Below are 21,739 nucleotides of genomic sequence, written 5' to 3' on the forward strand. Positions count from 1 at the left end.
TGATGAAGCCTGACGGTATAAGCGACGAAGTTCCAAGCTTTCGCGCCATTTCAGTGATTCCCTCTCAAAAGGAAATCACACCGCGCGATTGCACCAAATGTGAGTCAGAGCCAACGTTCCGCGCCGAAACACAATCCGGTAACCCGTGCTGCTCCGTGAGGCTATCTGCCTGCTACGGAGTTTGAGCTGCGTCTTCGCCGCAAGCTTGGCCTCGACAGTGGCCCGCTGTTCAATCAAACTTGCACTTGGCAAATCGAGTGAAACCACATGCGAAATATCTTGGCCGCGGCACGCTGGCTCCCTTTCATCGTCATCAGCATTGCGAGCTTGTGGGCTTCGGCGCAAACCACCCAGGGCTATCGTGATCCGATCTTCGACTGGGACATCTCCTGGCCCGCCATAGCCAATGCGCTGACCAAGATGCCGCATATCGTCTCGACGCTCATGATCTTCCTGCTCGCTACGCTGGCGGTTGGGGTGGGCCGGCTCTGGCTGGCAGCGCTGTTGACATTCGTGGTGGCTATTGGATGGGAAATCGTGCAGATGCCCACGATTGGTAACAATCCACGGCTCGCCGATCTTGCTCCCGACTTGGTTGGCATCGGAATTGGCTGGGTGATCGTGGCGGTTGGAACGATACTCTGGCGGCGCTTCCGACTGGCCAGCTACAGACAAAATGCGGGTGGGGCATGATCGATAGGCGCTCACCAGCGCCACGCCGAAATGTATTGCCCCGCATATGCCCTATGGCACCCGCTTGCGGGGCTGGGGGCCGGAGGGTAAGCCCGTGCTACCCCATCGGGCTACCAGCCCTCTATGCCCCTCGCTGGGCGTGTGCCAGTTTCCATGACCTGTTCGATGTAGGTGCCCATATCCATGCCAAAACGGTATGCGAGATCACGGCAGGCAGCGCGGCTTTTCGGGACTGCCTCATAGGCAAAGTCGAATTGCATCACTGCGATCTGCACATCCTTGAATGCGGAATGCGCCACGTTGGCGTCGAGCCAGCCGTTGCGGTCCATGTCGCGGCTGGCGAATAACATGGTCTTGGACCAGTCACCGACCAATTGTAGGACCACCGCTCGGAGGTTGGCGCAATCGCGTTGTCCCTGTCGGTCATCGGCTTGGACAGGAGCGGCCAATGACAGAAATGCCGGGAGCAGCACAACGGCCATTCCCGGCAGGCGGAGGTATTTCGTGATGACCGGGATTAACCGGCCTTGCGCAACATGTGCCCGCGTTCGGCGGCTGCAGCCGCAAGTTGAGCGTCAAGTTCACCGGCACGAACAGCGTCGGTCAACGTGTCGAGAATTGCGGGAAGCGCAGTAAGCTCCCCAACGGCAATGGCGTTTTTGTCCTTGGCGAACTCGATGGGCTTTCCGGCATAGCGCAGACCGAAAAAGGTCTGGCCACTGGCATCAACGAACCAGCCCGCACGGAGACGCTTCGGGGTTTCGACCTGGACCCGCTGTCCTTCCTCGTTCTTGCGCCAGACCAGATGGGTCGGCGCGTAGTGCTGACCTGCGAGCTTGGCTTCGGCCATCGCCTTCTGCTCAGCTAGGGCCGCGATCACTTTGTTGCGGGCGCGTTCGACCGGGTCATTGCTGGTGCGAACCGGCTGGGCAGTAGTCAGCTTCAGGGTCTTCAGGATGCTCAAATGGTTTCTCCATGTGGATTGCTTTCCACATGGCCTAGCGCCAACGGCCAAAAGAGCGACCACAAAGGCGATCTTTGGTCGCCCGAATGGCGGTCCGGACATAGATCAATGGCCGGACCATGATGGAGAGGCCATGTCGATTGTCGTGAAATTAGAGTTCGTGTTCGACACCGCCGACGAGGTGGTAGAACTAGTGGACCAGCTGCTCTCGCCGATGGCAGAAGGCGAGATGCTGCGGACGCAACCGCAATCGACATATCAAGCGCGTGTAGAGCGCACAGATGCTCAAGCACAGCAGCGTGTCGAGTTGGTCACGGATCGCCGTCAGCTTCAGCCGGTCCCCGTGGCGATCAGCACGTCATGATCGATATCGCTCATCACCAGCCTCCTCCGACAACTGCCTCGTATTCCGCAAGCGGTCGCAACAGAGCGGGCTGAGGGGATTCAATCGTCGCATCGGCCCGCACCAATCCCTCGGCGCCGGCCACCCCGACAAAATGCGCCCGGTCCACGATCCTTTGCCGCCGTGCCGCGCACTGAGGATGATCGGCCACAACCTGACCGGCATGACGGATGATCACCCGGCCAGCCAGAACCACGACCTGAACGCTTTCCCCGATCAGGCGCCAGGGCACCGAGTAGCTGTTGGTGTCCAGGTCGATCGCGCAATCTGCCTGAACCTTGCGGACCAGATCTCGCAACTGCCCGAACGGTGCCCGGCCAGCCAGCGGGCGAAGCGCGCCGGCCTCTTCGGCAAAGCGGACTGCCGGAGCGACGCCCGTTGTGCCATGCTCGCGCTGGTCGGCCACCTCGCGCGTCCACCGGTCCAGATGCGCCTCGAACGCGGCCCAGCTCTCGAACCGGCGCCCCGCGATCGCGTTCTTCTTGACGTAGCCAACGCCACGCTCGTCCTTGCCCTTGGTGCGGGCCCGGTAAGGAGCACAAGCCCGCGGCGTGAAGCCCCAGTAGCGGGCAAAAGCGTGCAGACGGGCATTGAACCTGACCTCGCGGGTCACCGCGTCATGATGCTCAACCAACGCCTTCGGGTTATCCAGCAGAACTTCCGAGGGCACTCCGCCGAACCGCAGGAATGCTCCCTCCATCCCTTCGAACCAGTCCGACTGGCGCTCCCGCAGCGAAGGCCGGATGTGCAGCCGGCGAGAATACCCCAGCGTTCCGACGAACAGATGAACTCGCACACGGTCGTCACCGATCCAGACCTTCGTGTCGCCAAAGTCGATCTGCAGCTGATGGCCAGGCGCTGTCTCGAAGCGGACCGTTGCGCGTTTCTGGGCCTTCAATTCCCGGCGCCAGCGCTGCACGCGCAATTCCACCGAGCGAAGACCAATCTCGATCCCATGCTCGCTCGCCAGTTCCTGCCGAATGACATCGGCATTGCCGTTGTGGCGGAAAAACCGTTCGCGCAGCCAATCGTCCAGGCCATCAAACGCCGTTCGCCGCACCGGCTGGCGATACCCAACAACACCACCTTCGCGAAGGTAACGGCGAACCGTATTGCGAGCACAGCCAAACTCCTGCGCAATCCGCTTCGCTCCCCAGCCAAGACTGTGAAGGCGCACCATCGCCATGACTTCTTCTGCTTGAAGCATCGCATCTGCCTGCATCGTCATCGACAGCGCAGCATGCCCAGATATCTCAGTCGTCATCCATTCATCCTCTCAAAAGAGAGGGGTCACTTCCTCAGTTCGCGTGGGGGGCAATTTCTCACTTCGCCTGACACCGCTGAGCCAATAGTCTCGTCTCCAATCCCAATAGCCTTCGATGTCGCTGGCTGAAATGGCCTTGATCTGTCGACTACCGAAATACCCAATCAGGTAGCGTCGGATCACCGGCACGTAGCGCGTAATATGATAGCCGTCCTTGCGGTCGTGCTCGACGTCTTTCTCGATGGTTGCGATGAACTCTTCGGCAACATCCGAAAAACCGCGATGGGTAAGCGACTGGCCGTTCTGCACCAGCATGCAGGCATGCACCCAGCGCTGATAGGCGAGGCGTTCGGCTTCGACCCTGTCTTTGGTGCCGAGGGAGTATCGCTGCTGGCCCTCACCCCGCACACTGAAGCTGACATACCAAACGCCCTTGCGGTCTTTGATGGTGTAGCCCTGCGAAAGGCTTTCAGGAGGACTAAATTGCGGTGTCTGTCTCATATGCCCCCTCTAGCCCCTTGCAGCTGGGCCTGCGAGCCCCGTGGGGATCATACCGACGCGACGGAGCGTTGCTGCGGTTTATGCTAGCTGGTGTGCTAACCCGCTCCGCGTCGGTATGGTAAGTCGCTGATCTTAAAGGAAGGTATTTTCGGTGTGCTAGCACTGTCGTGTGCTAGCCTAGCACAGTTTCGCGCTTTTTGGTGAACCCGCGAAAATCGCACAAGCCATTGATTTTAAATAGAAAAATGATGGTGCCCAGAGCCGGAATCGAACCAGCGACACGCGGATTTTCAATCCGCTGCTCTACCAACTGAGCTATCTGGGCATCGGGCTTGAACGGCGCGGGGCCGTGAGCCACGGGCCTTATAGGGGAACGGTTTTTGCCGCGCAAGCGTGAAAACGCGATGTGGATAAAGGGAATTGCGGGGCGCGATGACGGGTGTGTGACGGGGTCGCCAACCGATTGCCGCGTCACCACTATGGTGCCCGTGCCGCGCAAAAAGCAAGCACCCCCGCCCAGCTCCGCTACGGCCCGATGGCCTGGCGGCGCTATCTCCCCCCACAAGGGGAGCTGGGCCGGAACCGGGGTGCCGGGAAGGTTGGGACGATCATTTGAAGTGAAGGCTAGTTCTCGTCCTCGCCGTCCGCGTCAGGCAAGGGCTCGTCGTCCCTGGCGGGAATGACGTAATTGCCGGTGAGCCAGCGATTGAGATCGATATCGGCGCAGCGCCTGGAGCAGAAGGGCTTGAACTCTTCCACCATGGGCTTGCCGCAGATGGGACATTTCTTTTTGGGAGATTCAGCCATTTGAGCGTTTCACCGTTTCCTTGAAACGCCGAACGCTCCAAGTCCTTCATTGTCGCGCTTCCGATCCTCGGATCAAGTCCGAGGAGCACACCGTTGCCACTTTTGCTAGAAGCGCATTAGACGCCAGACAGGCTCGACTGGTTGAGCCAGTTGAAATGCACCGGATAGCCCTCGCCGGCCAGAAGCTGGGTGGTTTCGTGCAGGGGCAGGCCGACCACGGCCGAATAGGAGCCGACGAGCTTGACGACAAAGGCGCCGGCAATGCCCTGGATGGCGTAGCCGCCGGCCTTGTCGCGCCATTCGGCACTGGCCAGATAGGCCTCCATTTCCCTGGACGACAGGCGCTTGAAGCGGATGCGGGTTTCCACCAGGCGATGGCGGCGGGCGCCCGAGGGGGTGATCAGCGTGACCCCGGTATAGACACGATGGGCGCGGCCCGAGAGCAGGCGGAGGCAATCGGATGCCTCTTCCATGGTCTCGGCCTTGGGCAGGATGCGCCGACCCACAGCGACCACCGTGTCGGCCGCGAGCACCATGGTATTGGCGCCGAAGCCGGCAATGGACGCCTTGTGCTGGGCCGTCAGGGCCTTGAGATCGGCCAGGCGCTGAGCCAGCTTGCGCGGCAGTTCGCCTTTCTCGGGGGTCTCATCGACATGTGCCGGCACCAGGTGTTCGGGCTCAATACCGATCTGGTTGAGCAGAGCCAGCCGGCGCGGTGAGGCCGAAGCCAGAATCAGGTCGGGGCGGCCGGCCATGTCAGATCACTTAAAGCGGTAGGTGATGCGACCCTTGGTGAGGTCGTAGGGTGTCATTTCGCACAGCACCTTGTCGCCGGCGAGAACGCGGATGCGGTTCTTGCGCATGCGCCCGGCGGTGTGGGCGATAATTTCGTGATCGTTTTCAAGCTTCACGCGAAAGGTCGCGTTGGGAAGCAATTCGGTGACCACGCCCGGAAATTCGAGCACTTCTTCCTTGGCCATACTTTCTCCTGAGAAGGCCCCATGCGCCATTGTTGGCTGGCCGGGGCCGCAAAATCGGGCGGAACCTACTTCAATTCAAAGGTTTTGTGAACCACTTGCGATCAATGGCTCCAAACGGGCTTTGACGCGCTTGCGCAAACCGTCGCGCAACTCGCGATAGGCGCCCAGCACCAGGCTGCGATTGCCTTCGACGAGCGAAGGGTCGTCGACCTGCCAATGTTCGATAGCACCGGCCTCCAGCCCCTTCTTTTCCACCGCATCGGGAGCGTCGTCGGAGAGAGTTATGACGAGATCGAAATGATTGGCGACCAGTTCATCCAGGATATGGGGCGTATGCACGCTCATATCAATGCCGATCTCTTCCATTACCTCATGCACGAACTGATCAGCCTTGCCGCCATTGACGCCGACCGAGCGGGCAATGAGCCGCCCCGGAAAGGCCTGGCGGGCGAGTGCTGCGGCGATGGGCGAGCGCACCGAGTTCATTGAGCAGACGAACAGCACGGTGGGCAGCTCGCTGGTCGCCTCGTCGATGCGGGAGGCATAGGGCTGGACGGCGCAGATCAGCGTGAACAGGCGCCGGGCAGTATTGAGATCGACGATGATCTTGTTGGTAAGCCGGGTGCGCAACAGTTCGGCCGCCTCGTTGTGCATGCCGCGCCGGGCCATGTCGACAGTTTCGATCAGGAAGGGCTGGGCCGAGCGGATCGCCTCGTAATAGGCGTCGCGGATGCGGAAATAGTCGCGGATCAGCCGGCGGAAGGGGGTGAGCGAGAGATAGTGGGCGGCGATGGGCTGGAAGGTCTCGGGGTGGCGCACATCGAGCAGGATGTAATTGCCGATGATCGACATATGGAGCGCATAAGGCCCCTCGGCGCTGACGCGGGCCGGCTTGAAGGCGTTGTCCTCGAGCAGATCGTAGATGGCGATGCGCCATTCATGCACCTCGTCGGGATTGATCGAGGTGATGGTATTGGGGTCGAGCGTAACGGTAACCAGCCTGTCCTTGCTGGTCGCCGCCTGCTCTGTGCCCATCGAAATGCTCACCGATTGAGCCTTATGGAAATGGACCGGCCATGGCCATCGAGGTCTTCGACCCCGGCAATGGTGACGGCCGGTTCGGCCAGGGCCGCGAGCGAGGACGGCGTGCAGCCGAGGAGCGAGGTGCGCTTCATGAAGTCGAGCACGCCCAGGCCCGAGGCAAAGCGCGCCGAGCGGGCGGTGGGCAGAACATGGTTGGAGCCGCCAACATAATCGCCAATGGCCTCGGGCGTGTGGTGACCAAGAAAGATTGCGCCGGCGTGGCGGATTTTCGGGACCAGCGCCTGCGGGTCGTCGGTGGCGATTTCCACATGCTCGGAAGCAATGCGGTTGGCAAGGTCTGCCGCCTGGTCGAGCGATGCGACGGTGATGATGGCGCCGAACTCCTCCCAGCCTTCGCGGGCAATGGTCTGCTTGGGGAGCAGGGCAAGCTGGCGCTCGACTTCAGCGCCAACGGCATCGGCGAGTCCTGCATCGGTGGTGACCAGGATCGACTGGGCCCCTGCCCCGTGCTCTGCCTGGGCGATGAGATCGGCCGCCACCCAAGCGGGATTGGCCGAATGATCGGCAATGACCAGTACTTCGGAGGGGCCGGCGATCATGTCGATGCCGACCTGACCGAAGACCTGGCGCTTGGCGGCGGCGACATAGGCATTGCCGGGCCCAGTCACCTTGTCGACGCGGGCGATGGCCTGGGTTCCATAGGCGAGCGCTGCAACCGCCTGGGCGCCGCCAATGCGGTAGATCTCGGTGATCCCGGCAATCTGTGCGGCGGCGAGAATGGCCGGGTTGATTTCCCCATTGGGGGTGGGGACCACCATGGCAATGCGCGAAACGCCAGCCACATGAGCCGGCACGGCGTTCATCAGCACCGATGAGGGATAGGAGGCCAGGCCGCCCGGCACATAGATGCCAACGGCGTCCACGGCAGTCCAGCGCGATCCGAGGGTCACCCCGAGATCATCGGTATAGATATGATCCTGCGGTTTCTGCTTTTCGTGGTGCGCTTTGATACGATCATGCGCGGTCTGCAGGGCGGCGCGCACATGGTCTGGAACCTGCGCGGCTGCTTCAGCAATCTCCTGGGCAGAGAAAGCCAGGGTCGACGGCGTGACATTGGCCCGGTCGAACTTGTTGGTCAGCTCCGCCACTGCGACGTCACCGCGCGCCCGCACATCGCTGATGATGGATGCGACCGTGTCGTTCACATCCTTGCTGGACTCGCGTTTGGCACCGAGCAGATCGGAAAAGCGCTGTTCGAAATAGGACTGGGCGCTATCGAGGCGTAAGGGCATGAAGGGCTTTCTAGTCGAGGGCGTGTGCGGGTTTGCCGGAAGCGGCCCAGGCAGCGCCGAGGTCGGTCAGCCGGGCCTCTAGATATTCGACCGTCATGCGGACCGTGCCGCCGCCTGCGAAGCGCAGCTCGACAATACCTGAGGGGGAATCGGTGAGCTGGAAACCGATGGCGAGCAGGTTGAGCACGCCTTCTGGCGCAGCGGGATCAAAGCCGGCATAGGCTACATGGGTTACCCCGCGAAAATCGAGTGCAGCACGCTTGCGTGTACCTTTGCCGCGCGGTGTGTCGCTTTCCCACGCAAAGCGGTTCATCAGCAGCGCAAAGCGCTGGTCGCGCCGGGCATAGCCCATATCGGCGACGCGAACGACTGCGTCCTGCGCGTGGGCGGAGACAACTTCGAGGTCTTCGGTATCAAGCGCAATCAGCTTGAGATCGGTCATGTGCAAGGCCCTGTTGGGATGGCGATGACCCTATCTGGTCACGACACCTCCGATCTACAAGTTTGTGCGGATCGGGGCAATGCGAAGAGCGCGGCACTTGCAGACACTTCTTGCTAACTGACTGGTCAGTTAGTTATTATGTATCCATGAAACAGGAAAAGAAATTCAGCCGCAGGGCCGAAGCGCGCCCCGACGAATTGCTCGACGCAGCCATGAAAGTGTTTGCGCAGAAGGGTTTCGCGGGGACCAAGATGGACGATATCGCCCGGGTGGCCGGGGTATCGAAGGGGACGGTCTATCTCTACTTCCCCTCCAAGGACGCCCTGATGGAAGGGATCATCATGCGGGCCGTGGCGCCGATTGCCGAAGGCGCCTTGCCGCAACTGGCCAGCTTTGAAGGCGACCCACGCATTCCGATCACGATGCTGCTCAAGATGATTGCCGGACTGCTGAGCAATCCGGAAAATCTCTCGGTACCGCGACTGGTGCTGCGCGAGGGCATGAATATCCCCGCCATTGCCGAGATCTATCGGCGCGATGTGCTGGACCTGGCAATCCCTGCCCTGACGGGCCTGGTTGCCCGCGGCGTTGCTTCAGGCCGGCTGCGGGCCATCGACCCTGAACTGACGGTGCGCACCATTGTCGGTCCGATCATCGCTCATGTGATGCTCAGTGAGGTGTTTGGCATTCATCCCGAGGGCGGGATGGCGCTGGACCGGTTGATCGACAACCATCTCGACATCCTGTTTGGCGGCATATGCGCGCCAGAAACGGCGGCCCGCCATGAATGAATTCTTCACCGGCCTGCTGGCTGCAGTGTTGGCCCTCCTGCCCCATCAGGAGGTGGCAACCGGCTTCAACGGCTATCTGGAAGCCGACTATGTTTATGTTGCGCCGATCAGCGCCGGGCGGATCAATGCGGTCGCTGTGGCTGAAGGAGACACGGTGGCCGCAGGGGAACTGGTCTTTGCCCTGGACACCACGCAGCAGCAGAACCTGCTCAATGCTGCCCTGGCGCGCGTTGCCGCCGCTGAAGCAACCCTGGAAAACCTTGAAACCGGCAGCCGGGGCGCGGAACTCGATGTCATCCGCGCTTCGCTGAGCAAGGCCGAGGCCGATCTGGCGCAAGCCCGATCCAATCTCACTCGCAGCGAGAGGCTGGCCGAGGCCGGGACGGTCCCCGGAGTGCGGGTCGAGCAGGACCGCACGGCCTTGGCTACGGCGCAGGCCCAGGTCGAGCAATTGCGGGCGCAACTGGCGGTGGCCGAACTGCCAGCGCGCAGCGCGCAGCAGGTGGCCGCCGAGGCCAATCTACGCGCGGCGGAAGCCGATGCCGAACGAGCCCGGCAGGAGCTTGAGGACCGCCGGGTCGTGGCACCGGTGCACGGCGTTGTGAACAAACTATTCTATACCATGGGGGAGGTTGCAGGTTCGGGCAGTCCGGTGGTCTCACTCCTGCCCACGGGACCGCTGGAGGCCTGGTTCTTCGTGCCGGAAATGCAGCGGGCCGGCCTTTCCATTGGCGAGGCGGTGCGCGTGACCTGTGACGGGTGCGATGTGCTGCGCGCCAACATCACCCATATCGCCAGCGCGCCGCAGACCACGCCGCCGATCATCTATTCGCGCGAGGAGCGCAACCGGCTGGTCTATCTGGTCAAGGCCGAGCTCGAGGCGGCCAATACGCTGCGGCCCGGCCAGCCGATAACGGTGCTGCCATGACCGGCGACCGGGTCATTGACGTGCGCGGCCTCACCAAGCGTTTTGGTGAAAAGACGGTGGTCGACCATTTTGACATCGCCGTGCCCCGCGGTGCCATCTATGGCTTTCTTGGCCCCAATGGCTCGGGCAAAACCACCACGATCCGCATGATCTGTGGCCTGCTGATCCCGGATGAGGGCGAAGGCACGTGTCTGGGGCTCGACGTGCGGCGCGAAGCGACACGCATCAAGGAACGGGTCGGCTATATGACCCAGAAGTTCTCCTATTACGAGGACCTCTCGATCCGCGAGAATCTCGATTTTGTCGCCCGCATGTACCGGCTCGACCGCCGGCGGCAGCGGGTTGATGCGGCGCTGGCCGATCTGGGCCTGACCGACCGGCAGAACCAGTTGGCCGGGTCGCTTTCGGGCGGCTGGAAGCAGCGACTGGCGCTGGCCGCGTGCCTGTTGCACGAGCCCGACCTGCTGCTGCTCGACGAACCCACCGCCGGGGTCGATCCCAAGGCGCGGCGCGACTTCTGGGATGAAATCCGCCGGCTCGCGGCCAGCGGTGTCACCGTCCTGGTCTCGACCCATTATATGGACGAGGCCATCCAGTGCGATTTCATCACCTATATCGCCTATGGCAAGAAGCTGATCGATGGCCCTTCGGCTCAAATACCGGCCATGGTGGGGCTGGTGACCTACCGCGTTTCGGGCCCGGACATCACGGCACTCGAGGCCGCCTTGCGGCAGGAGAACGGGGTCGAGCAGGTGGCGCGCTTTGGCACCGTCCTGCATGTATCGGGCACCGACCGGGCCGGGCTCGAAGGCGTTGCCGCCCGGTACAAGGAACACGGCACCCATGAGTGGGTGGAAAAGACCTCGGAACTGGAAGAGGCCTTTATCTATCTCATGGCGGGGGCGCGGGACAATTTCTCGCGTTACGCCGCATGAGCATTTCCCCTGCCCGCTTCTTTGCCGTGCTGGCCAAGGAATTCATCCAGATGCGCAGGGACCATGTCACCTTCGCCATGATGATTGGTCTGCCCATCATGCAATTGCTGCTGTTCGGCTTCATTATCAATTCCGACGCGCGGCACCTGCCGACCCTGATCGAGATGAATGACCATGGCCCCCTGGTGCGAGCCGTAGTGTCGGGCATGGAAATCTCTGACTATTTCGACATCCAGGGCACGGTCAGCGGAGTGGATGCCGGGGAGAGCGCGCTGCGGGATGGTACAGCCGCCTTTGTGGTGGTGTTCCCCAGGAATTTCGAGCGCGACATCCTGCGCGGGCTAAGGCCGACCCTGCTGGTCACGGCAGACGCTTCGGACCCGTCCGCCGTTGGCGGTGCCGTCGGGGCGCTGAGCGGTATTGTCAGTGTCGCCATGGACCAGACTTTTGGCGGACCATTGGGGCAACTGGCCCCCTCCCCGCCCCCGTTCGAGGTGGCAGTGCACAAGCTCCATAATCCGGAAGGGCGCACCTCGACCAATATCGTGCCGGGCCTGTTGGCCATCATTCTCTCGATGACCATGGTGATGATGACGGCGGTGGCCATCGTCAAGGAAACCGAGCGCGGCACCATGGAAATGCTGATCGCCACACCGGTGCGCCCCCTTGAGGTGATGCTGGGCAAGATCGTGCCCTATGTGTTTGTGGGCTATGTGCAGACCGCCGTGTTCCTGCTGGCCGGCCTGACCGTTTTCGCGGTGCCGTTCGAGGGCTCCTGGTGGGCGTTTTTCCTCGGCTTCAACCTCTACATCGTGGTCAACCTGGCACTGGGTTTCCTGATTTCGGCCGCCGCCCGTTCGCAAATGCAGGCCATGCAACTCTCGATGTTCACCATCCTGCCCTCGGTGCTGCTGTCGGGCTTTCTGTTCCCGTTTGCGGCCATGCCGGGCTGGGCACAGATCATCGGCAATGGAGTGCCGGCGACGCATTTTCTGCGCGTGGTGCGCACCGTCATGCTCAAGGGTGGTGAGGTGGGCGATATTGCAGGCGATCTCTGGGCGCTGGTGGCGATCCTGTTGGTGATCTCAAGCGTGGCCATGCTGCGCTATCGGCAGACGCTGGACTAAAGGGCAGAGAAAAGGCCCGGCGCGAAGGCCGGGCCTTTTCAGATCTTAGCTGGGAACAGGCCCCGCGCGCTGCCATTCGAGCACAGCTCTCATCGCCTGCTCGCCTCAAATCGCGCCACTGGCGCGATTTGCCCTTCGTCCGCAACCCGCCCTGCGACCGTAGGTCTCCGGGCCTAGCTCGCTAAAATCGCGCCACCGGAGCGATTTTGCCAATGGCACGCGGGCTAGCCAGCTACGCGTTCAATCTCTGCGCCGCAGCGGGAGAGCTTGTCTTCCAGGCGTTCGAAACCGCGATCGAGGTGATAGATGCGGTTGACCACGGTTTCGCCCTTGGCGGCGAGACCGGCAATAACCAGCGATACCGAGGCGCGCAGATCGGTCGCCATGACCTGGGCCCCCTTCAATTGCGGGCGGCCGGTGACCGTTGCGACCTGGCCGTTGACGGCAATGTCGGCGCCGAAGCGGGCCAGTTCGGCCACATGCATGTAGCGGTTCTCGAAAATGGTCTCCCGAATCTCGCTGACGCCCGAACTCATGGTCATCAGCGCCATGAACTGGGCCTGCAGATCGGTCGGGAAGCCGGGGAACGGGTCGGTGTCCACATCGACAGGCTGGATGCCATTGCCATTGCGGCGCACGCGAATGCCATTGGCCTCGTGGGACAGCTCGGTCCCGGTCCGGGCGAGAATGTCGAGGGCGGCCTGCAGGTGCTCGGATCGGGCGCCCTTGAGCAGCACATCGCCGCCGGTCATGGCCGCGGCCATGGCGAAGGTGCCGGTCTCGATGCGGTCTGGAATGACTTCCACGGTGGCCCCGTGCAGCTTTTCGACACCTTCGACAGTCAGCGTGCGCGTGCCGATGCCGGAGATTTTTGCGCCCATGGCGACAAGGCATTCGGCGACATTGGTGATTTCGGGTTCCTGGGCGGCATTTTCGATGATCGTGGTGCCACGCGCCAGGGAAGCGGCCATCAGGATGGTGTGGGTGGCGCCCACCGAAACCTTGGGGAAGCTGACCGTGGCGCCGACCAGCCCACCCTTGGGCGCGCGGGCGACGACATAGCCTTCGTCAATGTCGATCTCGGCGCCCAATTGCTTGAGGCCATAAAGAAAGAGATCCACCGGACGTGTGCCGATGGCGCAGCCACCGGGCAGGGAGACACGCGCTTCATGGCAGCGGGCCAGCAGCGGGCCGATGACCCAGAAGCTGGCGCGCATCTTGGAGACCAGATCATAGGGGGCGGTGGTGTCGACAATATCGGCGGCGTGGAAGGTCATGCGCTGGCCCACGCCTTCCTCTTCACCACGGCGGCGACCATGCACGGCAATATCGACGCCATGATTCTCCAGAATGCGTTCGAGCTGCTTGACGTCAGCCAGGCGCGGCACATTGTGCAGCACCAGTGGCTCGTCCGTCAGCAGGGACGCGATCATCAGCGGCAAGGCGGCGTTCTTGGCGCCCGAAATGGAGATTTCACCCCGCAATTCATTGCCGCCAACCAAACGAATACGATCCATAAGAAGTCCTCAGAAATGGCCCGATAGGCCTGCTACCTGTTGGGAGGCAAGGCAGGGTCTTCGTTGCCACGTGAGCCAGACCAGCCGTTCTCGAAAGTGTTGCGATTAGAATCGCCCGAAAATGGTTTACGGTTTCTTGTTCGTGTCCGTTTCGGGTGTCGTGAGAACCTGCTCGTTCGCTTCGCCTGCGGCGCGCGCCTTTGCCTGTTCCTTCCGACGCTTGAGGTTTTCCCGCAGCTTTGCGGCCAATCTTTGCTCGCGCAGTGCAGTTTGTTCCGATTTGCCCATGGCCCTTCGGTACCTCGATTCCATTGGTTCGGTTGATAGGCTGTTTTTGGTCTTGCGTCGAGACAGTCCCTATGGCAAAGGAGCCCCCGTCGCCGCGCCGGATCCCCGGCCGCTGCGACATTATAGAGTGGTCGCGCTCTCGAACTGAAGAAGTGGATGTCCCTTTTTCTGAGAACGCTCCAAATGCTGCCGTAGCTCAGTGGTAGAGCACTCCCTTGGTAAGGGAGAGGCCGACAGTTCAATCCTGTCCGGCAGCACCAGCCAACCCCTTGAAATACATAGATAATTTCCGGTCAGCTGAGGCGTCGCAGTACAGCACTTTGTGCTGGGCAGCACATGGGCGGCACGGAGTTGCTGAGTGCCGCCGCCGTTTCATCGGAGGCGAGAACCGAACCACTATGGTGGCAGCTGCCGCCGTGAAGCTCATGTTCGGTGACGAGATCCTCCGCTTGCATGCCAATCATGCGCAGGAGGGCCTTGGAACCAACCTTCGTTACGTTTATTTCACTTATTGCGATTATTTCGAATAATCAGTACAAGTTTCCTAGGGAGAATCGACCATGACAGTGCCAGCCAACGCGATGCAGATTGGTCGTCGAATGCCATCGAACGACGAGCGCGCCGCAGCAAACCAACTTCGTAAAATTCTTGCCGCCAATGCAGCCGATGGCGCAACGCTTCGCGTCTATGACGAAGAAGCTACCAAGCCAGCAGACATTGTACTAACCCCAGGGCTGACAAGCCTGCTGATGGATTTGCTCCGCCATGTTGGCAAGGGAGACGCCGTCACCTTGGTACCAGTCAGCAAAATGCTGACCACTCAGCAGTCGGCCGATATCCTCAATGTGTCCCGGCCCTTCCTAGTCTCGTTGCTGGAGCGGGGCGAAATCGGATTTGAAACCGTTGGCAGACATCGGCGAATTCGGGCAGAAAACCTTTTCGAGTACAAGCGCAAGCGCGATCTCAAGAGGAGCGAGGCGCTCTCGAATTTGGCGGCAATGGACGGGGAGTACCTTTAGACATTGTTCGCCAATCGCTTCACAGCCTTTGTGGATGCTTGCTCCTTGGCCGGGGCGCTGAAGCGCAATCTAATTTTGACCTTGGCGGAGGCGGAGTTCTTCCGGCTCCGCTGGTCCGCAGAGGTGCTGGAGGAAACCGAAAGGGCAATCGCAGAGATATTGGAGGGCAAAGGCGCCCCCGATGCGGCGGAACGCGCGACCCGAGCCAGACTTTCGATGGAAGCGGCGTTCGAAGAAGCGATGGTCACCGATTACAAAACCTTCCTCCCGGCATGCAAGGGACTGCCAGATCCAGAGGATGCTCATGTGTTAGCCGCGGCTCTCAAGACGCAGGCGGCCGTCATAGTGACCGACAATCTCAAAGACTTCCCTAGCGACATCCTTGCGCCTCTCAATATCGAAGCGCGATCTACCGACGAGTTTCTGGCCAACACTGTCGCTCTCCACACTGGTCGCTCAGTCGCAGCAGTTCGTCTCATGCGCGAACGATTGATGAACCCAGCTAAGACACCGGACATGCTGCTTATCGAGATGGAGGCCCAAGGTCTGGTGGAAACCGTAGACCTACTAAGGCCACACGTTCTGAACCTTTAGGCTGGTTTGACATGGATGGATTTCCGACCGATGACGATCTGGTTAGGCAAAAGATTGAAATAGAAGATCCACTGCTCTTGGACAGTCTGCTGCAGCGTGCCCGACCACTTCAAGAAATGCCCGTGCTTGAACATCTTTACAATCGGGGCAGCTCAGGAAAAAAGGTGCCGTGCGCTTATTGCCGCGACCCAAAATTCCCAAATCATCTGAAAGGATACGTCCTCCGATACTCCGACGGTGCACGGGTACTCATAGGCAATCGATGTGGTGAGCATCATTTCGGCCAGCAAGCTTTCAAAAAAATGGTCGAAACCATCGTCGCCCAAAACGACCGCAGAAGCCTTCTGATCCGGCGGCGCGCCGTTCTGACCGCAATGCCGGAGTTCAAGAGAAAAACGCTTGCCGCGGTTTCCTCCCCGCAGGTCCAGGCCTATGGGCGAGCCAGACGTCAGTTCCACTCAACTCTGCCCCAGGTTGCCGCAGCAGCGACCTACGCCGTCGCGGCAATGGGAGGCGCGCTCATGCACACCGTGCAGGTCCGCAATTTGGACGCTGAGAGCGAGCGGGAAGAGCGGCGAGAACGAGAGGCGCAAAAGGCCGGCAAACCCTATGTGCCGTTACGACAACCAATCTACAAAGACGAGGAACAGCCATTTGGCACTCTCAAAGCTGGCGATTTCTTCATGAGTTCCGACGCGCCGGAGAGGCAACTGGCGCACATCGTCGGTCGACTAGAAGAAATCCACCAGCAGCTCCCTGCCCTTTCCACCAAGAATGAAATGGTGGCGGCCTTTCGTGGCGTTCGCGACTGCCTTCAAGCGCTGAAAAGTGTCCTCGACCAAGTTGATCGCCTTCCGAGTGCTCTATCACAAGACAATCTGGAACTCATGGCCGCGTGGGCTTCCGCTAGGAAACTTCCAGGACGCTACGCTACCAAACCAGGCGCCGTAGAGCACGTGAACACAGAGGGGGCCCTTTTGATCTTTACCGCGCCACCGATGCTTGGCGCGACGGATCGACAATTTGTCCAGGACTTCGAAAACGCCTTGATAGCGACACAGTGACCCAGCGAGTTTGGTTCAACACCAGAACTCATGGCCATCGGGCCAGCGCCGTGCCAAGCCCTCGCCGATCAGAATGTCTCCGACGTCGCGCCCATCAATTCGGATTGTTGCCAAGGTCCGCCGGCTTCTGGTGCTGTCGAAGCCGAAGCGCTCAATGGTCCAAGAGTTGTTGTTCAGAAGCTCAAGCAGCCTGGCGCTAGCCCGGTCAGCAAGCTCTACTTCAGCAGCCCCGCCGCAAATCTGTGTTTGTGGCTCGGGGGTGTCGAAGTCCTTGAGGCGGATATTCTCGCCTTGCAGCCAAAGCGTGTCGCCGTCAACCACACAGGTTTTATCCGCCGTGTTGGGCCGGTTGCCGCACATCTCCAGGCCGCTCGCCAGGGCGGGGCTGGCCGCAAATAGGTAGAGGCAGGCGGAGACCAATGTGGCAATTTTCATAGGTAGACCTTGGCGATGAACAGAATTTGATTCACGATAGAGGTCGGTGGCAGGTGAGGCACTAATAAAATTGCCGCCGAGGGGAAAATCCGGGGGAACATTAATGCGCATCATTTTTTCAGCTGCTATGCTCATCTTGGCGTCAACGACAGCATTCGCCCAACGCGACATGGACTGCTCCGATTTCAATAGCTGGCGTGAGGCTCAAGACTTCTACGAGCGCGCTGGACCTGGCGACCCTCACCGCCTTGACGCCGACAATGACGGCATCGCTTGCGAGAGCCTTCGGTAATTGTCCGAGACGCCCTTTGAGGTTTTGAGTGCCTCAGTTGGCCAAGCGGGAACGGCTACAAGCGCCAATGCCAAAAGCCCTTCGCTATATTAAGGTCCTTCCATTGCTGTCTCGCTGCGGCGGACCCGGATTTCAATTCGTCGCCTGTCTGCATCATCTGCCGGATTGAGCCCGTCGGAGACAAGATCGCCAGGCCTAACCAACTGTGCCGCCGAGAGAGGAATAATTTTCACGCCCGGGACCGACAACGCATTGGTAAGCGCCTCCGACACCGAAATCGCTCGCGCAAGGCCTAGCCCGGCATTGTCGGCTGGAATGAGCCCGGTGATCGGGAAAGTTCCGCTCATGGCAGCCAGCGCCTGCTCATCCAAATTGGATTCTCGGGTGGTTGAAATGCCCTGTTCGTCGGTGTGCCCCACCACCTCCACGACATCGGCCTTGTACTCGATTAGAAGCTTGGCCAGCTCGTCAACGACCTCGGTTTGAAGACGCGCCCGAAAATCTTCCGACAGCTCCGCACTGTTGAGGACAAAGCGGAATTCGTCGCTGTCGAGCCGGATCATCGGTGGCCAATCATCGGCGGCGGGCGATGGCGTTCCTTTCTGGACGGCCTGTTGTCTTTTGATCGCATCGAGCGCCTCAGTGAGACTAACTCCTGTCTCCAGCACTGCGCGGCCCGCCTCTTCGGCCAGCACCAATTCCCGCCAAGTGTCATCGGCCGCATTCGGCTGGACTTGCGGAAACGCGGTTCGAACATCCTCTCGCAGTTCTCGCAGCATCTGAAGTTCCGCCGACTGCTCCTGGAGAGTGATTTGTAATTCCTCCAGCTGAATCTCAAGATTCGAGGCATCCGGTTCGCTAGCTGACAAGTCGGGTGGATTGATACCGGCTTTTGCCAAGGCCGCTTGCGCCACTTCAGCACGTCGGGTCGCCCGCTCATTGGCATCCTGGGCGGATCGCAGCTGGACTTCGCGGTCCTGCAACAGTCCCGCCGCGGCTAGCAGGAGGCAAAACAGCAAGAGGAGCATGATTTCAGCTAGAGTAAGGCCAAGGACCACGCCACGGCGGTGCCCCCGCTCCCCCTCCAGCAAGCTGCTCTGGCCAATACCGCTCATGGCAACGGCTCGCGGGCCGACGCCTCAAGGTCTTCGCGGCCTCGCCCACGCATAAACCCGAACAGCCCAGGCCGCCGGTCCTGTTGCAACTGCACGCTGATTTCGGTGAGCGCGCGCGCAGCACTTCCAAGATCGCCGCTGATACTTCTCATCGATTGTGCCAACGACGCCAGATCTCCACGTAGCGATGACAAGTCGGTGGATTGACTGGCAAGCCTATCGGTGGCCTCGCCAATCGTGCGCTGCAAGGCGTCAATGACGGGAGCCATTTTAACTTCAACCACCTGATCCGGGGTCTGGATGAGGGAGAGGCGCGTGGAGAAACCTTCCGCCGCGCTGGTCAAACCCTCCGCCGCCGTTTCCAAACGCCCGTTGATACGCTCAATACTTTTGGAACTGCGATCCAGTTGCTGACGCAACTGCGGTGAAGAAAACTGCTCCACCAACTCCTTGACCGCGTCTTCCATACCGCCGTTTGCTGTGGAAGAGACTTCGCGGATGGCCGCAGACGAACTCTCGCCCATCGCGGTAATCTGAGCGCGTACCTCGTCGAACATTTCCTGCACCATTTGTTGGTTGGTGCGCCGGAAATGTGTGACTTCGTAGATGACGCTATCCATCTCACGGCGCACCCTACGGGCCGCATCGGCCAGTTCTAGCCGAGATACGTGCTCGATTTCGCCCGGATCGCGGCGCACCATATTGAATACTATGCGCAAAGTGATTCCGGCGATCGTCGAGGCGATAGCAATGCCGAAATTGCGGATAATCCCATCGATGCCAGCACCGCTCGAATACTGAAACAGCGAGACGCCGAGGCTCACCAGCGTAAAAATGAAGCCCATATAGTAAAAGTTGTCGGCCGTCTGATCGTTGCGAAGCCGCAGGGCCGGCGCCAGTGGGATGAGGATCGCATAGCCGACCATCAGTGCCACCGGAATGATTGTGACCAATAGACCTTCGACGCCTATAGATTTCGCCAAGACAATGTAGACAATGCCGATGAGCGTGATGGCAAAGAAGGCATAGGTGGGCGCATGATCGAGCTTTTGCTCGCGAATTTTGGCCATCTACATTATCCCCTGCAAGGCGGTGGCACCGGCGAAGCTTCCGCGATTTTCTAGTACCCAGGCCGCCCAGAAGTCCGCGATCCGCGCGCTAGGGACAGCGGTCGCCCTGCCGATAACCCAGAAGCGCACCTCAGCACCCGCTAGATCCGTGGCAAATGTACGGGCGGCAGACGACGCACGGTATGCATCAAAGTCTGGGCCGCTTTGATAGATTGAGAACAACGCAGTGTTTTCTAGCAAATCTGACGCTACATAAAGCGTTGTCGGACGGGTACGGCCCTCTTCCGTGCCCAAATGCTCGACGACCAGTTCCTGAATGGCTCCCATGATCGGCGAAGTGTCCGCTTCCCCGCTAATAGTAGACGCATTTAGCGCCTCTTCCAGCGGCACATTGAATCCTTGCTCCCATCTACGTCTGGCTCGTTCTGGGTTGCCGGTCAGCGAATCCAGCTCAGCGCCATCGCCGGGATTACAATATGAAAAGAGGGCACGGCTGTTCGTGGTGCCGGGCTCTAGTACCCGTAGTTCAAGAAGCGCCCCCTTTGGCGTGTTTACAGCCACGTCATGCAGACGGTTCAGGAGGTCCTGGCGCGTGATCGGCGCAATGGCGTCTGAGACATCCACCAGGATCAGTTTTTGTTCGGTCGGACCACTCAAGGGACATAGATTGTCGGCCAGCGCGACGTTACGGGCGCTGGCCGTCATGAAAAGCCAGCCAAAGCCGCCTAGGATTGCGGCGAGCATCAGCGTTCCCAGTGCAAACCAGCCCCAAGGGAAACTGTCCTGCCGGCTGCGGCGACGCCTGGGCGCACGGCGGCTCATGATGCGTCCGGCGCCAGATCGTCGATCCGGCGATAGCGTTCCAGTGCGTCGTCGAATTCCTTGCCGAGCGTGACGAACAGCTTGTCGATCTCTTCCTGCGCCGCGGCGATGCGCTGTCGGAGCTCCGCTTCGTTCCATTCTCCTTCGCGGGACACCGAGACCGCTATCCGGTCGAGCGTGAACTTTTCCTCGAACCGGGACGGCGCCGGCGTGTTGCGAGCAGCAACATTAGCGTCTCGGTAGACGCGCAGTAGCAAATTTGCTGCCTTTTCTAGCTGCGCCTGGTGTTCGTCGAACAAGGCGAGTAGGCGCAATCGATGCGCAACGATCGAATCGTGTTCGCTGCGCTGCTTGCCGAGATCCGATCGGGCCCCGGTCAGAGCCTCCTCATACTCCTTGCGGACATCCCCCAGGGTCTCGATGGTTTCGCGCCGCTGGTTGCCATAGCGCTCTCGGGCCGACCGCAAGCCGTGATCGCGCCTTCCGAAGCCGGGGTAGCTGTCGTTGAGCGTCAACCCGTCGATCATGGCAATCAGTGAGAAGAACACTCCCAGAGCGAAGAGCAGCCAAGACTGAAAGTCGTCGAGACCGAGCGGCCGCTCGTAAAGCCTTAGCATCACTTCGAGGCCGGCGCCTTCGGGAATGGTTTCCGCAACCTCACGGTAGTGAGCCAGACCAAGATTCACAGCGAACGCGAACGCGAGATAAGCCAGAAATGAAATGGCACCAACCAACTTGGCGAGGAAGAAGCGGTGATTGACGAAGGGAATGAGATAAACGCCGAAGAACAGCGCGCCGCCGACATTGAGGAAGGAAAAAATCACCGATTCTAGAATGCCGCCGATGAGGCCGAGTTCGCTACCCTTGCTCAGCAATGTACCGTTGGCGACAAACTCTCCCAACAATAGTGCGATGATCAGCGCGACCTTGAAGAACGTGGTGCGTGCGCTCGCCGCCTTGGCCGGACGATCAATGCCATGCTTGGTACGGAAGCTGGCAAAGGAGATTTCGTGATCTTTCAGGTCGCGTCGCACCTCGTGCAGATCGTCAAGACCCAGCTGCAATTCCTGCTTCAGATCGGAGAGACCGCCCAACGAGGCAGCGCGGATATTGGAGAATTGCGTCTCGAAGTCGAGATCGATCAGCCGCTGACGAAAGCCTGCCAGATGATTTTCGAGGCTGTCATAGGCCCGCTTCTGCGAAGCGCTCACATGTTCGATGATGTCGCTTTCGACCTGATCGAGAACTTTGCTGTCTGGAGGGGGCTGGTTAGACTCGCCGCGGGTTTGACCCTTCGCGGTAAGCGACATCTCCGCCGCAATCAACTGCGTATCAAGATTCAAGAAAGTCTC

At 60.4% G+C, this 21,739-nt stretch carries 27 protein-coding genes, 2 tRNA genes and 1 pseudogene; 11 read left to right on the forward strand and 19 right to left on the reverse strand.

Annotation, left to right across the window (positions count from 1 at the left end; genetic code table 11):
- Positions 1-267: 267 nt before the first annotated feature.
- Entirely contained in the window at positions 268-693 is a 426-nt protein-coding gene (locus DDE76_RS18435) for a VanZ family protein (protein WP_104891933.1), read from the forward strand.
- A 110-nt stretch (positions 694-803) separates the two neighbouring features.
- Here the strand turns inward: DDE76_RS18435 and DDE76_RS18440 are convergent, their stop codons facing one another.
- Both DDE76_RS18440 and DDE76_RS18445 read right to left on the reverse strand, forming a co-directional pair.
- Positions 804-1,043: a hypothetical protein gene (locus DDE76_RS18440; protein WP_157955912.1), complete on the reverse strand. Its 240-nt coding sequence runs from the start codon at positions 1,041-1,043 to the stop codon at positions 804-806.
- A gap of 167 nt (positions 1,044-1,210) precedes the next feature.
- Complete coding sequence (locus DDE76_RS18445; protein ID WP_104891935.1) at positions 1,211-1,657, reverse strand: hypothetical protein; 447 nt, start codon at positions 1,655-1,657, stop codon at positions 1,211-1,213.
- 133 nt (positions 1,658-1,790) lie between these two features.
- Here DDE76_RS18445 and DDE76_RS19665 point away from each other — a divergent pair, with 133 nt between their 5' ends.
- Entirely contained in the window at positions 1,791-2,021 is a 231-nt protein-coding gene (locus DDE76_RS19665) for a hypothetical protein (RefSeq protein ID WP_157955913.1), read from the forward strand.
- Between the two features lie 13 nt (positions 2,022-2,034).
- Here DDE76_RS19665 and istA read toward each other — a convergent pair whose 3' ends face one another.
- From istA to DDE76_RS18495, 10 genes and pseudogenes are all read right to left on the reverse strand, one after another.
- Entirely contained in the window at positions 2,035-3,324 is a 1,290-nt protein-coding gene (istA, locus tag DDE76_RS18455) for an IS21 family transposase (protein WP_104891937.1), read from the reverse strand.
- 12 nt (positions 3,325-3,336) lie between these two features.
- Positions 3,337-3,825: a hypothetical protein gene (locus tag DDE76_RS18460; RefSeq protein ID WP_104891938.1), complete on the reverse strand. Its 489-nt coding sequence runs from the start codon at positions 3,823-3,825 to the stop codon at positions 3,337-3,339.
- Positions 3,826-4,074: 249 nt separating this feature from the next.
- Positions 4,075-4,150, reverse strand: a tRNA-Phe gene (locus DDE76_RS18465).
- A gap of 299 nt (positions 4,151-4,449) precedes the next feature.
- A complete protein-coding gene (gene yacG / locus DDE76_RS18470) occupies positions 4,450-4,632 on the reverse strand; it encodes a DNA gyrase inhibitor YacG (protein WP_104891939.1) in 183 nt (60 codons plus the stop codon).
- Positions 4,633-4,748: 116 nt separating this feature from the next.
- Entirely contained in the window at positions 4,749-5,387 is a 639-nt protein-coding gene (locus DDE76_RS18475) for a Maf-like protein (protein WP_104891940.1), read from the reverse strand.
- Positions 5,388-5,393: 6 nt separating this feature from the next.
- Positions 5,394-5,612: a translation initiation factor IF-1 gene (gene infA / locus DDE76_RS18480; RefSeq protein WP_046103343.1), complete on the reverse strand. Its 219-nt coding sequence runs from the start codon at positions 5,610-5,612 to the stop codon at positions 5,394-5,396.
- A 75-nt stretch (positions 5,613-5,687) separates the two neighbouring features.
- Entirely contained in the window at positions 5,688-6,116 is a 429-nt protein-coding gene (locus tag DDE76_RS19970) for an arsenate reductase/protein-tyrosine-phosphatase family protein (RefSeq protein ID WP_281261870.1), read from the reverse strand.
- A 57-nt stretch (positions 6,117-6,173) separates the two neighbouring features.
- Positions 6,174-6,647 (reverse strand): annotated as a pseudogene (locus DDE76_RS19975) (UPF0262 family protein); the annotation flags it as partial.
- An 8-nt stretch (positions 6,648-6,655) separates the two neighbouring features.
- Entirely contained in the window at positions 6,656-7,948 is a 1,293-nt protein-coding gene (gene hisD, locus DDE76_RS18490; protein ID WP_104891942.1) for a histidinol dehydrogenase, read from the reverse strand.
- Between the two features lie 10 nt (positions 7,949-7,958).
- Complete coding sequence (locus DDE76_RS18495; protein WP_104891943.1) at positions 7,959-8,390, reverse strand: DUF2948 family protein; 432 nt, start codon at positions 8,388-8,390, stop codon at positions 7,959-7,961.
- A 146-nt stretch (positions 8,391-8,536) separates the two neighbouring features.
- On the opposite strand from DDE76_RS18495, the gene DDE76_RS18500 reads away from it, so the two are divergent.
- The 4 genes from DDE76_RS18500 to DDE76_RS18515 are packed head-to-tail and all read left to right on the forward strand — an operon-like array spanning position 8,537 to position 12,171.
- Entirely contained in the window at positions 8,537-9,181 is a 645-nt protein-coding gene (locus tag DDE76_RS18500; protein WP_104891944.1) for a TetR/AcrR family transcriptional regulator, read from the forward strand.
- A complete protein-coding gene (locus tag DDE76_RS18505) occupies positions 9,174-10,109 on the forward strand; it encodes an HlyD family secretion protein (RefSeq protein ID WP_104891945.1) in 936 nt (311 codons plus the stop codon). The genes DDE76_RS18500 and DDE76_RS18505 overlap by 8 nt, the downstream gene beginning before the upstream one ends.
- A complete protein-coding gene (locus DDE76_RS18510; RefSeq protein ID WP_104891946.1) occupies positions 10,106-11,044 on the forward strand; it encodes an ABC transporter ATP-binding protein in 939 nt (312 codons plus the stop codon). Before DDE76_RS18505 ends, DDE76_RS18510 begins: the two co-directional genes overlap by 4 nt.
- Entirely contained in the window at positions 11,041-12,171 is a 1,131-nt protein-coding gene (locus DDE76_RS18515) for an ABC transporter permease (protein WP_104891947.1), read from the forward strand. Before DDE76_RS18510 ends, DDE76_RS18515 begins: the two co-directional genes overlap by 4 nt.
- A 224-nt stretch (positions 12,172-12,395) precedes the next feature.
- Here DDE76_RS18515 and murA read toward each other — a convergent pair whose 3' ends face one another.
- Positions 12,396-13,688 carry a UDP-N-acetylglucosamine 1-carboxyvinyltransferase gene (murA, locus tag DDE76_RS18520; RefSeq protein WP_104891948.1) on the reverse strand — a complete coding sequence of 431 codons (1,293 nt, stop codon included), beginning with the start codon at positions 13,686-13,688 and terminating at the stop codon, positions 12,396-12,398.
- Positions 13,689-13,814: 126 nt separating this feature from the next.
- Complete coding sequence (locus DDE76_RS18525; protein ID WP_425430646.1) at positions 13,815-13,976, reverse strand: hypothetical protein; 162 nt, start codon at positions 13,974-13,976, stop codon at positions 13,815-13,817.
- A 185-nt stretch (positions 13,977-14,161) separates the two neighbouring features.
- Here DDE76_RS18525 and DDE76_RS18530 point away from each other — a divergent pair.
- From DDE76_RS18530 to DDE76_RS18545, 4 genes are all read left to right on the forward strand, one after another.
- Positions 14,162-14,236: transfer RNA gene (locus DDE76_RS18530), tRNA-Thr, on the forward strand.
- A gap of 300 nt (positions 14,237-14,536) precedes the next feature.
- Complete coding sequence (locus tag DDE76_RS18535; RefSeq protein ID WP_104891950.1) at positions 14,537-14,995, forward strand: excisionase family DNA-binding protein; 459 nt, start codon at positions 14,537-14,539, stop codon at positions 14,993-14,995.
- Between the two features lie 3 nt (positions 14,996-14,998).
- The gene (locus DDE76_RS18540; protein ID WP_104891951.1) at positions 14,999-15,589 is read left to right on the forward strand and encodes a PIN domain-containing protein; all 591 of its coding nucleotides are present in this window, start codon (positions 14,999-15,001) and stop codon (positions 15,587-15,589) included.
- A gap of 11 nt (positions 15,590-15,600) precedes the next feature.
- On the forward strand, positions 15,601-16,653 hold the full coding sequence (locus DDE76_RS18545; RefSeq protein WP_157955914.1) for a hypothetical protein: 1,053 nt from the start codon (positions 15,601-15,603) through the stop codon (positions 16,651-16,653).
- A 15-nt stretch (positions 16,654-16,668) separates the two neighbouring features.
- Here DDE76_RS18545 and DDE76_RS18550 read toward each other — a convergent pair whose 3' ends face one another.
- A complete protein-coding gene (locus tag DDE76_RS18550; RefSeq protein WP_245892074.1) occupies positions 16,669-17,259 on the reverse strand; it encodes a thermonuclease family protein in 591 nt (196 codons plus the stop codon).
- Here DDE76_RS18550 and DDE76_RS20170 point away from each other — a divergent pair.
- Positions 17,258-17,380 (forward strand): excalibur calcium-binding domain-containing protein, encoded by a 123-nt coding sequence (locus DDE76_RS20170; RefSeq protein ID WP_425430647.1) that lies wholly within the window; start codon positions 17,258-17,260, stop codon positions 17,378-17,380. The genes DDE76_RS18550 and DDE76_RS20170 overlap by 2 nt on opposite strands.
- An 89-nt stretch (positions 17,381-17,469) precedes the next feature.
- On the opposite strand, the gene DDE76_RS18560 is transcribed toward DDE76_RS20170, so the two are convergent.
- The 4 genes from DDE76_RS18560 to DDE76_RS18575 are packed head-to-tail and all read right to left on the reverse strand — an operon-like array spanning position 17,470 to position 21,730.
- On the reverse strand, positions 17,470-18,495 hold the full coding sequence (locus DDE76_RS18560; protein WP_104891954.1) for an OmpA family protein: 1,026 nt from the start codon (positions 18,493-18,495) through the stop codon (positions 17,470-17,472).
- Complete coding sequence (locus tag DDE76_RS18565; protein ID WP_104891955.1) at positions 18,492-19,565, reverse strand: hypothetical protein; 1,074 nt, start codon at positions 19,563-19,565, stop codon at positions 18,492-18,494. Before DDE76_RS18565 ends, DDE76_RS18560 begins: the two co-directional genes overlap by 4 nt.
- Positions 19,566-20,387 (reverse strand): hypothetical protein, encoded by an 822-nt coding sequence (locus DDE76_RS18570; protein ID WP_157955915.1) that lies wholly within the window; start codon positions 20,385-20,387, stop codon positions 19,566-19,568. It lies immediately after the preceding gene.
- Complete coding sequence (locus DDE76_RS18575) at positions 20,384-21,730, reverse strand: hypothetical protein (protein ID WP_104891957.1); 1,347 nt, start codon at positions 21,728-21,730, stop codon at positions 20,384-20,386. Before DDE76_RS18575 ends, DDE76_RS18570 begins: the two co-directional genes overlap by 4 nt.
- Positions 21,731-21,739 lie beyond the last annotated feature (9 nt).

The organism is Devosia indica, assembly GCF_003056405.1.
Taxonomy (GTDB): domain Bacteria; phylum Pseudomonadota; class Alphaproteobacteria; order Rhizobiales; family Devosiaceae; genus Devosia; species Devosia indica.

Coding starts and splice junctions, on each gene's coding strand:
- DDE76_RS18565 (WP_104891955.1), bottom strand. CDS start 19,565: ATGGCCAAAATTCGCGAGCAAAAGCTCGATCATGCGCCCACCTATGCC.
- DDE76_RS18435 (WP_104891933.1), top strand. CDS start 268: ATGCGAAATATCTTGGCCGCGGCACGCTGGCTCCCTTTCATCGTCATC.
- DDE76_RS19665 (WP_157955913.1), top strand. CDS start 1,791: ATGTCGATTGTCGTGAAATTAGAGTTCGTGTTCGACACCGCCGACGAG.
- DDE76_RS18505 (WP_104891945.1), top strand. CDS start 9,174: ATGAATGAATTCTTCACCGGCCTGCTGGCTGCAGTGTTGGCCCTCCTG.
- DDE76_RS18535 (WP_104891950.1), top strand. CDS start 14,537: ATGACAGTGCCAGCCAACGCGATGCAGATTGGTCGTCGAATGCCATCG.
- DDE76_RS18495 (WP_104891943.1), bottom strand. CDS start 8,390: ATGACCGATCTCAAGCTGATTGCGCTTGATACCGAAGACCTCGAAGTT.
- DDE76_RS18550 (WP_245892074.1), bottom strand. CDS start 17,259: ATGTCGCGTTGGGCGAATGCTGTCGTTGACGCCAAGATGAGCATAGCA.
- yacG (WP_104891939.1), bottom strand. CDS start 4,632: ATGGCTGAATCTCCCAAAAAGAAATGTCCCATCTGCGGCAAGCCCATG.
- DDE76_RS18515 (WP_104891947.1), top strand. CDS start 11,041: ATGAGCATTTCCCCTGCCCGCTTCTTTGCCGTGCTGGCCAAGGAATTC.
- DDE76_RS18460 (WP_104891938.1), bottom strand. CDS start 3,825: ATGAGACAGACACCGCAATTTAGTCCTCCTGAAAGCCTTTCGCAGGGC.
- DDE76_RS18510 (WP_104891946.1), top strand. CDS start 10,106: ATGACCGGCGACCGGGTCATTGACGTGCGCGGCCTCACCAAGCGTTTT.
- istA (WP_104891937.1), bottom strand. CDS start 3,324: ATGACGACTGAGATATCTGGGCATGCTGCGCTGTCGATGACGATGCAG.
- hisD (WP_104891942.1), bottom strand. CDS start 7,948: ATGCCCTTACGCCTCGATAGCGCCCAGTCCTATTTCGAACAGCGCTTT.
- DDE76_RS18560 (WP_104891954.1), bottom strand. CDS start 18,495: ATGAGCGGTATTGGCCAGAGCAGCTTGCTGGAGGGGGAGCGGGGGCAC.
- DDE76_RS20170 (WP_425430647.1), top strand. CDS start 17,258: ATGGACTGCTCCGATTTCAATAGCTGGCGTGAGGCTCAAGACTTCTAC.
- DDE76_RS18570 (WP_157955915.1), bottom strand. CDS start 20,387: ATGAGCCGCCGTGCGCCCAGGCGTCGCCGCAGCCGGCAGGACAGTTTC.
- DDE76_RS18440 (WP_157955912.1), bottom strand. CDS start 1,043: ATGTTATTCGCCAGCCGCGACATGGACCGCAACGGCTGGCTCGACGCC.
- DDE76_RS18525 (WP_425430646.1), bottom strand. CDS start 13,976: ATGGGCAAATCGGAACAAACTGCACTGCGCGAGCAAAGATTGGCCGCA.
- DDE76_RS18545 (WP_157955914.1), top strand. CDS start 15,601: ATGGATGGATTTCCGACCGATGACGATCTGGTTAGGCAAAAGATTGAA.
- infA (WP_046103343.1), bottom strand. CDS start 5,612: ATGGCCAAGGAAGAAGTGCTCGAATTTCCGGGCGTGGTCACCGAATTG.
- murA (WP_104891948.1), bottom strand. CDS start 13,688: ATGGATCGTATTCGTTTGGTTGGCGGCAATGAATTGCGGGGTGAAATC.
- DDE76_RS18500 (WP_104891944.1), top strand. CDS start 8,537: ATGAAACAGGAAAAGAAATTCAGCCGCAGGGCCGAAGCGCGCCCCGAC.
- DDE76_RS18475 (WP_104891940.1), bottom strand. CDS start 5,387: ATGGCCGGCCGCCCCGACCTGATTCTGGCTTCGGCCTCACCGCGCCGG.